Origin of the sequence: Paenibacillus sp. SZ31 (assembly GCF_012912005.1) — a bacterium.
Taxonomy (GTDB): Bacteria; Bacillota; Bacilli; order Paenibacillales; family Paenibacillaceae; genus Paenibacillus.
Window position 1 is genome coordinate 545,534 of record NZ_JABBEA010000001.1, and the last position, 10,662, is coordinate 556,195.

The 10,662-nt window shown below is 46.5% G+C and carries 9 protein-coding genes; 2 read left to right on the forward strand and 7 right to left on the reverse strand.

Translation table 11 applies throughout. The features are described 5' to 3' along the window. Positions 1 to 87: 87 nt before the first annotated feature. The 4 genes from HF638_RS02540 to HF638_RS02555 form a co-directional block, all read right to left on the reverse strand. Positions 88 to 1,440: a hemolysin family protein gene (locus HF638_RS02540; protein ID WP_169478716.1), complete on the reverse strand. Its 1,353-nt coding sequence runs from the start codon at positions 1,438 to 1,440 to the stop codon at positions 88 to 90. Between the two features lie 46 nt (positions 1,441 to 1,486). Beyond that, entirely contained in the window at positions 1,487 to 2,623 is a 1,137-nt protein-coding gene (yfkAB, locus tag HF638_RS02545) for a radical SAM/CxCxxxxC motif protein YfkAB (RefSeq protein WP_155985059.1), read from the reverse strand. A gap of 221 nt (positions 2,624 to 2,844) precedes the next feature. Then, positions 2,845 to 3,966, reverse strand: a complete 1,122-nt coding sequence (locus HF638_RS02550; protein WP_169478717.1) for an HD domain-containing phosphohydrolase — start codon at positions 3,964 to 3,966, stop codon at positions 2,845 to 2,847. A gap of 67 nt (positions 3,967 to 4,033) precedes the next feature. Then, entirely contained in the window at positions 4,034 to 5,467 is a 1,434-nt protein-coding gene (locus HF638_RS02555) for a bifunctional metallophosphatase/5'-nucleotidase (RefSeq protein ID WP_169478718.1), read from the reverse strand. A gap of 120 nt (positions 5,468 to 5,587) precedes the next feature. Here HF638_RS02555 and HF638_RS02560 point away from each other — a divergent pair, with 120 nt between their 5' ends. After that, the gene (locus tag HF638_RS02560; protein WP_169478719.1) at positions 5,588 to 6,334 is read left to right on the forward strand and encodes a molybdenum cofactor biosynthesis protein; all 747 of its coding nucleotides are present in this window, start codon (positions 5,588 to 5,590) and stop codon (positions 6,332 to 6,334) included. 125 nt (positions 6,335 to 6,459) lie between these two features. Beyond that, a complete protein-coding gene (locus HF638_RS02565; protein WP_169478720.1) occupies positions 6,460 to 7,509 on the forward strand; it encodes an HD domain-containing phosphohydrolase in 1,050 nt (349 codons plus the stop codon). A 111-nt stretch (positions 7,510 to 7,620) separates the two neighbouring features. Here HF638_RS02565 and HF638_RS02570 read toward each other — a convergent pair whose 3' ends face one another. The 3 genes from HF638_RS02570 to sufB all read right to left on the reverse strand — a co-directional run bounded on the left by HF638_RS02570 (position 7,621) and on the right by sufB (position 10,658). After that, positions 7,621 to 7,761, reverse strand: coding sequence for a hypothetical protein (locus tag HF638_RS02570; protein ID WP_017689533.1), 141 nt, complete (start codon positions 7,759 to 7,761; stop codon positions 7,621 to 7,623). A gap of 149 nt (positions 7,762 to 7,910) precedes the next feature. Beyond that, positions 7,911 to 8,630, reverse strand: coding sequence for a M23 family metallopeptidase (locus HF638_RS02575; protein ID WP_169478721.1), 720 nt, complete (start codon positions 8,628 to 8,630; stop codon positions 7,911 to 7,913). Positions 8,631 to 9,260: 630 nt separating this feature from the next. After that, the gene (sufB, locus tag HF638_RS02580) at positions 9,261 to 10,658 is read right to left on the reverse strand and encodes a Fe-S cluster assembly protein SufB (RefSeq protein ID WP_036669904.1); all 1,398 of its coding nucleotides are present in this window, start codon (positions 10,656 to 10,658) and stop codon (positions 9,261 to 9,263) included. Positions 10,659 to 10,662 lie beyond the last annotated feature (4 nt).

Here is a 10,662-nt window from a genome sequence, read left to right on the forward strand (position 1 = left end):
ACCGGGGGTCTCTATCATGGCAGATTTCTGTAATCTGCATCATGGCTTACTCTTGCTCCATCTCATCTTGCTCCTGCAACGAGAGAACTATTCTGCCGGTTTTTCTTCCGAATTCATATCTTCAGAGACAGACTGCTTGTACACTCGGACCCGGGTTATTCGCAAACGAGTGGATTCTTCCACTTCAAAGACGTATCCGTTCATTTCCTGCGTTTTGCCCTTGGCCGGACTGCCTCCAAGCTCTTTAAACAACCATCCGCCAATGGTATCCACTTCGTCATCCTCAATGACGGCTCCGGTCCACTTATGAACCTCTTCAATAAGAGATCGACCATCAACGGAAAATGAATCACCACTGCGTTCCATATGCGGACGCTCATCCTCAAACTCGTCATACAGGTCTCCAACGATCTCTTCCAGAATCTCTTCGGCTGTCAGTAGTCCCGCTGTACCCCCATATTCATCAACCACCAGCGTCATCTGGGAATGTTTCTTCTGCATCAGACGCAGCACATGGCTGATTTCCATGGATTCAGGGACGTTTAAGATTGGACGGACAAGTGAAGCCAGATCCTGTTGTTGCTCCGGGTCAGCCAGCAGCAGATCAGTGATGTGGATAAATCCGATAATCTCATCCTTGTCTTCTACTGCCACAGGATACCGGGAATGTTTGGTTGCATTAATAATCTTCAGGTTCTCTTCCAAAGACATATGGGTATATAGACAATCCATGTCTGTACGTGGCAGCATCACTTCACGTGCCAGCATATCGGAGAAATCAAAGATGTTGTCCATCAGTTTGATCTCATCCTTATCGATGACACCACTTTTGGCACTCTGCTTCATCAGAATACGAAGTTCATCTTCCGAGTGTGCTTCTCCTTCACTGGCAGGCTCGATACCCGCCAGACGTAACAATGCATTAGCCGATACATTCAGAACCCAGATGAACGGGAAGAAGATTTTATAGAACAACAGCAAGGGTGCAGATAGGAACAATGCCACTCCGTCTGTTTTTTGAATTGCCAACGATTTAGGCGCAAGCTCACCCAGCACAATATGCAGAAACGTAATGATACAGAAACCGATAATGACGGACACCGTCGATATAAGCCCTGTATCTCCTACGCCGAGCTTATACATGAGTGGCTCAACGAGCAATTCGGAGATGGCCGGTTCTCCCAGCCACCCAAGTCCAAGCGATGTCAGTGTAATCCCGAACTGAGTTGCCGATAGATAGGAATCCAGTTTACTATTCACCTTCAAAGCGTAACCGGCCATACGGTTTCCTTCACTCTGCAATTGAGTTAAGCGTGTCTGCCTTACTTTCACAAGGGAAAATTCCGCTGCAACAAATACGCCATTCAAAAACACGAGCAAAAAGACACAGACCAGATTAAATACCAGCTGCCCAAGATGAAATTCGGTATGAATATCCAAGTTGAAACTCCCCTTTTCTATCTATTTCAGGAATACACCTGGAATATCAACGTGTGATTGCCTTTCTCGATTTGAAATCCACACCTTTGTAATACATATCTGCCACCAGCAGGTTTGGCCCGCAACAGGATGCGATGTCACAATGGCAGTTGACCGTTTGATTCAACGGATGTTCAGCTGACCATTCATGGAACACATCATCCAGTTTACGATCACGAATGTTGCCAAATGCCGGGATGTCTGCAAAATCCGTCACATACACATTGCCCGTAAACATGTTGACGTTAACGCGGTTGCGTCCGTCCGGATCATTACGTACCGTCACATTAGGCTCGCTGTATAATCGGTTGATCAGTTCCCGATCTTGCTCTGCTGCACTGCATGCGAAGAATGGCAGGGTACCGAAGAGCATCCACATATCCTTGTCGCGTGCATCAAGCAAACGATGAATCGCTGCTCTCATATGGTCCAGTGATAACACGGGCAGTGAAGAAGCAAAGTTCGAATTATACATTGGATGCACTTCATGACGGACACAGCCCATCTCACGAATCAATTGATGAATACCATCCAGCTTGTCGTGTGTACGGAAGTTAATCATGGACTCCGCAGAAATGAACATACCTGCTTCACTTAATTTGCGGGAATTTTCAATCATTTTCTCATACATCTTCACCGCTACTTCACGTTTTACAGGTCTGCCACTATTCGCAAATCCGACTTGATGGAAATCATCAGCATTCAGGTAGTTGAATGAGATATGCATAACGTCCAGATACGGCAAAAGTTGCTCATACCGGCTGATATCCAACGTTAAGTTAGAATTGATCTGGGAACGGATTCCACGTTCCTTGGCATATTTAAGCAGTGGGATAATCATCTCATCCACTGTTTTCTGGCTAAAGCTTGGCTCGCCGCCCGTCAGACTAATCGTCTGCAAATGCTCGACTTCATCCAATCGTTTCAGCATCAGCGGTAACGGAAGAGCCGGCGCTTCACGCATCGTAAGCATATCTCCTACGGCACAGTGCTCACACCGCATGTTGCACAGATGTGTCACGGTCATTTCTACACTGGTCAACACATGGCGTCCATATGTACGCAGAGAGCCGATCGGATCCCACGGATCATTCGTCGGCGATAAAGGCATCGGTTGTACCGATCCTGAGTTTAGCATGGTCATTGTTCTTCACCTTATTCCTTTTATTAACCTAAAAAGTTTTATTTACATCATACCTTGTGTTTCTCTTTTTGGAGTTATCTTTTATCATAGCACAATTTTGAATGCTCCGGCATACGTAGACCCTGTCCATTACATGACAAAAAACACTCAGGTAACTCCGGGCCGAATTACGAAACGGCCCCGATATTACGACATGAGCGCTAATCATCTTCCAAACTTGTTCAGCTTTCTAACCGTTCACTTTGGGCAGATGAAGGTGTATCCTCCACACCCTCTACACCTGTGATCATCACAGACAGTGCTGTCGACAGGTTAATTTCGTAAGGCGAAGATAAGGTCTGGCCATCCGCATCCTTGAGCACCCGGATCAGCGGACGTTGAGGAACGCGTGGATGAATCGCTGCGACCACCCCAACCTCTCCCGTACTGAGCGTGACCGATAGACCCACGGGGTAGATCGCTACACAATCCCTGAATCTCTCCAGCATTCGTTGTTCATAAAGCGTTCCTGAGCCAGTATACAGCACCTCTACGGCCTGATGTGGCAGCAAGGCTTGCTTGTACACCCGATTCGTTGTCATGGCATCATACGAATCAGCAAGTGCAATCCACTTGGCATATTCATGAATCTCTTTGTCCTTCAGGCCAAAGGGGTACCCACTGCCATCAATTCGCTCATGGTGCTGCAATGCACAATGTGCAGATAGAAGCGGTATACCTGGTTCGTCTTTGAGAATACGATGTCCATATGTAGTGTGCTGCTGAATGATTTTAAACTCCTCGTCACTCAACTTGGAGGGCTTATGCAGGATTTCTGGTGCAATCTGTGTCTTGCCAATATCATGCAACAAGGAACCCAGACCAATCTCCATTAATTGCTGGCGTGTGTAACCCGAAGCGACACCAAGAACCAGCGTGTACACACATACATTAAGAGAATGATTATACAGGTCAAAATCACTGGAGTTCATGTCCATCAGCATAATCATGGCTTCCTTCTGACTGCCGATGTCTTCCAGAATGGTATTCATCACCCCACTAAGCGCTTTGCCGAAATGAGGAATTCGATTCTTTGTTTTCATTCCGGACATGCTCTGAAATTGCTGCTTGATCTCTACCAGTGCCTTCCTTCGGGTCTCTTCCTGCAACATATCTGGAACAATGATATCCTCGGTCGCAGCATCTTTAATATACACATAACCGACCCCAAGATCCTTGAGACGCCCAATCAGTCGGGTCGTCAGCTCTACATCCTCACTAAGTAATACCAGGCCTTCTTCACTATATATACGTTTCCCCAGCTTCATGCCAGGCTGCAATAAGTTTATATGTACTAAACGCACAGCCTATCCTCTCCCGCTCCGTAGATGTAATTACCACTAGCCGCCGCTACAGCAGAAGGCAAGTACTTTATTTAGTTTCATGCCAGCGGGCTCGCAGGCTGTCATCCAGCGCCCCTGGTCGTTTTAATTCCAGTTCCAGCAAATCACGTATGAATTCCGGAAGATGATAGAGCGTACCGGTTCCATGAGCCAGAGAAGGATACCCCACATTGAACGTAAACATGTCCAGTGTTCCAACGACATACTCACATTGATCGTCCATAGGCTCCCCATTGATGTAAATGGTCTCAATTTTCTCATAGGCTGGCGCATGCGGATTGTACTGAACTTCCATTCCATCCATACACAGCGTGCCGAGAAGTTGACCGCGAAAACCAAATCCGACAATAGGTTTACCGGAAAACTCATCCAACAATGACTGCTCAAGTGCTTCACGAATATGACTTCCACTCAAGCATATTGTACAAGCATTTATAGGAGATGGACATAGGGAATGCAACATTCCTTTTGTAACATTTCCCTGTGGCAGATCTCCGAGAAGCTGACCCGCATTCACCAGAGACAACTGAGCTCCCGTAAAATGACGTACGGCTTGCGCAAGTAATGTGGCAAATGCAGACTCCCGATCATACTGGATGGGCAGCATCCGGTCCGTGATCACGGCCGTCTGATCCAGCGCTCTCTCGGCTTCCGTGCGATTCGTGGCGATTGCCAGCGCGACCTGATCATCCAGTAATATACTCTCGGCAGCAACACATCCGCTGCTTACCAGTTGAAGAGGTTTTGCCACACTTGTTCGTTCCAGAACCACTTTCCCAAGCCATTGACCGAATTTGCCGGCTGCGCCCAGCACGGTCTGACCAATGACTAATGGTTCTTCAAGAACATGATGGGTATGCCCGCCGAGAATAACATCAATTCCAGCAATCTGCTCCGCCAGTCTCCGATCTGTGGAGAGTCCCAGATGTGAGAGAATAATCACCACATCCACTTCATGACGTAATACTTCAACCTGAGCTTTTAACGTCTCCACCGGGTCCAGAACATCCCACCCCAGAAGTTCATAGAACGTAGTGAAGGGTGCAGTGGCCCCCAGCAAACCAATGCGAAATGGACCTTTCTCCACGATAAGAGAAGGTTTCATCCATACTGGCGGAAGGCCGGTGGCTTGTTCCACGACATTGCCGCATACTACAGGACACAGAAGTCCAGCGTATGACTGCGCGAGCTGATCAGGCGTAAAGGTCAGTCCTTCGTTATTTCCGATGGTTATGGCATCGTAGCCAGTCAGATTGATCACATCGACGTTAGCCGTGCCCAGCGTCCCTTCTGTCTCAACAGCCATCCGGTCCATATGGTCGCCAATATCCAGTACAAGCACGTTCCCACCTTGTTCACGTTCCTGATTGATCATAGCGGCGATGGTGCTCATGGAGCCGAAGTGACTATGGATGTCATTGGTGTGCAGAATCGTCAATGTTTGCTTCTCTCTGGTGCTCATCACACCGCCTCCCCCGCTCTTCGATAAACGTTCATTCTTCTAATGGATAAGCATAACATTTTCCGCGTCGTTATGATATATTTAAAGGGTTTAGAGATCAAAAAGAGGTGAGTCATATCTATGAAATTGACAATTCAACTATTTGCAGGCATCGCAGAACGTTTAAATACATCCCTTCTGGAGTTTGAGTACATTGGAGACGCTCCGACTGCTGCTGATGTAAAAGAAAAACTGAGTCTCGCCTATCCGGAGGCAGCTTCTCAGATACGGACATCCTTTTTGGCAGTTAACCAGCAGTACGCTCCTGCCAATACGATACTCAAGTCAGAAGACGAACTTGCGTTAATTCCTCCTGTCTCCGGAGGCGATGGTACAGATAAGTCCAATGAACAGCATCGTTCTACTTCTCTTGAGCATCGGACTGAAGATGGGTTATTTCTCATTACCGAGTCGGCCTTGTCTGTGGAAGCTACAACGGCGCTAGTCATTACTGCAAATCACGGAGCTGCTCTTACTTTTGTAGGTACGACTCGCGAAATGACCGGTGAACAGCGCACCGTTCATCTGGAGTACGAGGCCTATGTGCCAATGGCTCTTTCTCAGATGGCAGCCATTGGTACGGAAATCTCGGAGCGCTGGCCTGGTGTATTGTGCGCGATCAGTCACCGCATCGGCAAAGTGGATGTGGCAGAGATTAGTGTCGTCATTGCCGTTTCATCGCCTCATCGCAACGACTGTTATGATGCAAGCCGCTACGCCATTGAAAGACTTAAACAGACGGTCCCCATTTGGAAAAAGGAAATATGGGAAGATGGATCTGAATGGAAGGGACATCAACTAGGACCCTGGAACCCCATGGCTAACTAAACAATGAGGCCTTACACCTTCTTCGACAGAGTTACTTAATAGTAAATAAGTCGTTGTCAACCCATTTTTTTCTTGTTATTATAATGATATGTGTCGATATTAGTCGAGGAAAAGGTGGTTTATACGTGAGAGTGCATGTTACTGATCTTAAACCTGGTGACCTGTTAAAAAATGATGTATACAACAGTTCGGGTCTCCACATGCTGATGAAAGGTTCCACCCTCAGTGAAGATGACCTATCCAAACTGTTGCAACATGGAATCGATTACGCAGATGTAGAACATACAACTTCCGACCTACACTCTGATGAACAAACCTTACCTTCCGATCAAACCCGTCTGTTAACTAATCTGTTTAACGATACGATCAAAGGTACTGAATCTCTATTTCAACAAGCGATGGAGAAGGGTTTTATTGATGAGACACAGGTCGATGAGATTTTGATTACCCTAACGGGACAGTTGGAAAAACAAAAAGATGTTGTCTCCTTGTTGCTTATGCTGGACGGGGATAGCGATTATACCTACAACCATTCATTGCAAGTCGGAATGCTCGCTTTTTATATCGCCGGCTGGATGGGCTACAACCCCGAGGAATGTCTAACGGTAGCCAAAGCAGGATATCTTCATGATATAGGCAAGTCCAAGATTCCTTCTGAAATGTTACATAAACCGGGTAAATTGACCACGGAAGAATTCGATGAAATGAAGAAACACACGTTCTATGGATACGATATTATTAAAGAATCCACCCAGGATGAAATTCTGGCAACGGTTGCCCTTCAGCATCATGAGCGCGAGGATGGAAGTGGTTATCCGCATGGACTGCGAGGGGATGAGATCCATCCATATTCCCGTATAACGGCTGTAGCGGACGTATACAGCGCCATGACGACCAATCGGGTGTATCAGACCAAACAGGAGCTTATCTCTGTTCTGTGCGAATTGTACAGCCTCAGCTTCGGTCAGTTAAATGGTGAAGCAACGCAGGAACTGATCAAGCACATGCTACCTAATTTTATCGGTAAAAGGGTTCTGCTCACCACGGGCCAGACGGGACTCATTGTCATGAATAATCCTGCAGATTATTTCCGACCACTCGTCCAGACCTCTACGGCCTTTATTGATTTAGCGAAGGAAAGAGATATTGCTATCGTTGAGATTTATGTCCAGTAAGTATACGAAGAATTAAACATTAGCTTCATTAACCAACTTATAGGTTGGCATATGTAAAAAGGGAAGCCATAACGGCTTCCCTTTTGTCTATCTCGATTCGTTCATGCTGGATTACACGCAGAATGCTTTCGTGATGATAACCAACAGAATGAACAGTACCAAGATCGCACCAGTGTTTGTGAACATATTGTATCCACCAACGCCGCCTACTCCGCCTACGTTGCCCCCACAGCCATATCCTACTTCGCTCATGTGATTGCCTCCTCTTCATCAGGTATACCCTAACATATGACGTTTCCGGTGGAATGAACCGGGCGAACAGGCAACATTCGATAAATGGTTGTCTGCCTGCAATCTTCCTGAGGATCAGTCTTGTGCTACTCCCTGTTCTTTGCAGGGGTCTATATGTCAGAATCCGAATGAACCTGGATACCCTTTTCCTTGCGGTACATAATGACGAGTAATCGCCAAAATTCATAACTGCCTGTGTCGTTCATAATATACGGTCGATAATAGTCAAGCGCTTCCTGTGCCCATGCGGGGCAGGCCATATTGGAAAGTTGCTTCTGTTGCTGAATCCATCCTCCCTGAATCTCCAGCGTCTTCTGCATGGCTTCAAACATTCTCTTCTGCTCAGTGGTCATCGGCGGAGCCTCCTGTTCCTGAGATGCAGTTCCGTATTCAGCTTGTAGATATGCTCCCGGTTCCGTCACACCATCTTCACTGGCTGTATAACCGTACGATGGCGCACTGGTTTTACGAATCTCATAATGTACATGCGGACCAGTGCTTTGACCCGTGCTTCCCTGATTACCGATAAGCTGACCTCGCTTCACGCGTTGTCCAACAGTTACAGCAATACGCGAAAGGTGCGCATAACAATGTAAATAGCCTCGATGATCCTGAAGTGCTACTGTAAGCCCGTAACCGCCGAATCCAGAGCCTGTAACTCCCTCGGAAGCAAAACGTACCCTACCCTCCATAAAGGCATAGACGGGGCCATTCCATGGCTCTGTTACGAGATCAATTCCGCGGTGAAACGTCTGTCCACCATGAATGGGATGAATTCGATAGCCGAATGAACTTGTAATCCGATATCCCTCGAAAGGGTTCACGCTCATACACTCACATCCTTTTCTATCATTAGATGCTTAAATCTATGAAATGGCTTGTGCTATTGGTCTTATTTTATTACAAAAAAACACCGCTCAGAATAGCATGGGGAAAACCTTGCGGTCTCTCCAACGTATATTCCAAGCGGCGTGCTATGCCGTCGTGAACAATCTATGAGATGTATATATTATTATTTCATTTTAACCACTAATCACTCCTAATTCAGGTCTGTATTTGACACCGAGCTGATCCAACCCCTGTCCTGCTCTTCCAATAAATCCGGCTATATACCACCCAGCTGGTGCCCCAAGATTGATTTCATCCGAAGTTTTTTTGTCCGCCTTCGATTTTATTTCCAAGATTGGTGGACAACTCGATGTAAAAAGATCCGTTTATCTCCATTTCGTGTCCCCTGACCAATTGTCGCCTGGGTTAAATACTCTCCGTCTGCCAGGTTCAGTGTGGCAATGTTCGATTGGCCGCCATGGTAGATCATTGCTCGTACGAAAATAAAAATACCCCGTAGAGAGACTTTTTAAAGAGTCTGCTCTACAGGGTATTCAATCACATGTACTGTATCTGCCGCTTAACATCAGCAGCAAGGTTCAGTTCACGGCTTCGAAAGGCGTTGCATTGAATTACCCAATGGAGCCTTCCATTTCGAACTTGATCAATCTATTCATCTCAACGGCGTATTCCATTGGCAATTCCTTCGTGAATGGCTCAATGAAGCCCATGATGATCATCTGTGTAGCTTCTGCATCCGTCAGACCACGGCTCATCAGGTAGAAGAGCTGATCCTCGGACACTTTGGATACTGTAGCTTCATGCTCCAGCATGATGTTATCATTCATGATTTCATTGTAAGGAATCGTATCAGATGTGGACTCATTATCGAGAATGAGTGTATCACACTTGATGTTGGATTTCGCGCCCTCAGCTTGACGTCCAAAGGAAGCCAAACCACGGTACGTTACTTTACCACCATGTTTACTGATGGACTTGGATACGATTGTAGATGTTGTATCCGGAGCCAAGTGGATCATTTTCGCACCTGCATCCTGATGCTGGTTTTTACCAGCTACAGCGATGGAGAGTACGGAACCTTTAGCTCCACGGCCTTTCAGTACAACCGCTGGATATTTCATCGTCAGTTTGGAACCGATGTTACCATCGACCCATTCCATCGTTGCATTTTCTTCAGCAACCGCACGTTTTGTAACGAGGTTGTAGATGTTTGGTGCCCAGTTTTGGATCGTAGTGTAACGAACACGGGCATTTTTCTTACAAATGATCTCAACGACCGCACTGTGCAGTGAGTTCGTGCTGTAGATTGGAGCTGTACAGCCCTCTACATAGTGAACGAAGCTGTCTTCGTCCGCAATGATGAGTGTACGCTCGAATTGGCCCATATTCTCGGAGTTGATCCGGAAGTAAGCTTGCAGAGGCACTTCACATTTAACGCCTTTAGGCACGTAGATGAAGCTTCCTCCGGACCATACCGCACTATTCAATGCAGCAAATTTGTTATCTGCTGGTGGAATAACCGTTGCAAAATATTCACGCAGGATTTCCGGATGCTCTCTCAGAGCCGTGTCCGTATCCATGAAGATTACACCTTGGTCTTCCAATTCCTTTTGCATGTTGTGGTATACAACCTCGGACTCATACTGAGCCGATACACCTGCCAGGAACTTTTGCTCTGCTTCAGGGATACCCAATTTATCAAAGGTTTCCTTGATTTCGGAAGGAACTTCCTCCCATGTTTTACCTTGTTTCTCCGAAGCACGCACATAATACTGAATTTCATTGAAATCCAATCCGTCTAGATCTCCGCCCCATTTCGGCATTGGCATCTTTTCGAATTGTTTCAAAGATTTCAAACGGAATTCCAACATCCATTCCGGTTCATTCTTAATCTTGGAAATCTCGGTAACCACTTCTGCAGTCAGACCTTTACCGGTTTGAAAGATGGATTTGTGCTCGTCGCGAAAACCATATTTGTACTCTTCCATTTCTGGTGCTTTTTTAGCCATCTTG

Coding starts and splice junctions, on each gene's coding strand:
- sufB (WP_036669904.1), bottom strand. CDS start 10,658: ATGGCTAAAAAAGCACCAGAAATGGAAGAGTACAAATATGGTTTTCGC.
- HF638_RS02555 (WP_169478718.1), bottom strand. CDS start 5,467: ATGAGCACCAGAGAGAAGCAAACATTGACGATTCTGCACACCAATGAC.
- HF638_RS02560 (WP_169478719.1), top strand. CDS start 5,588: ATGAAATTGACAATTCAACTATTTGCAGGCATCGCAGAACGTTTAAAT.
- yfkAB (WP_155985059.1), bottom strand. CDS start 2,623: ATGACCATGCTAAACTCAGGATCGGTACAACCGATGCCTTTATCGCCG.
- HF638_RS02575 (WP_169478721.1), bottom strand. CDS start 8,630: ATGAGCGTGAACCCTTTCGAGGGATATCGGATTACAAGTTCATTCGGC.
- HF638_RS02570 (WP_017689533.1), bottom strand. CDS start 7,761: ATGAGCGAAGTAGGATATGGCTGTGGGGGCAACGTAGGCGGAGTAGGC.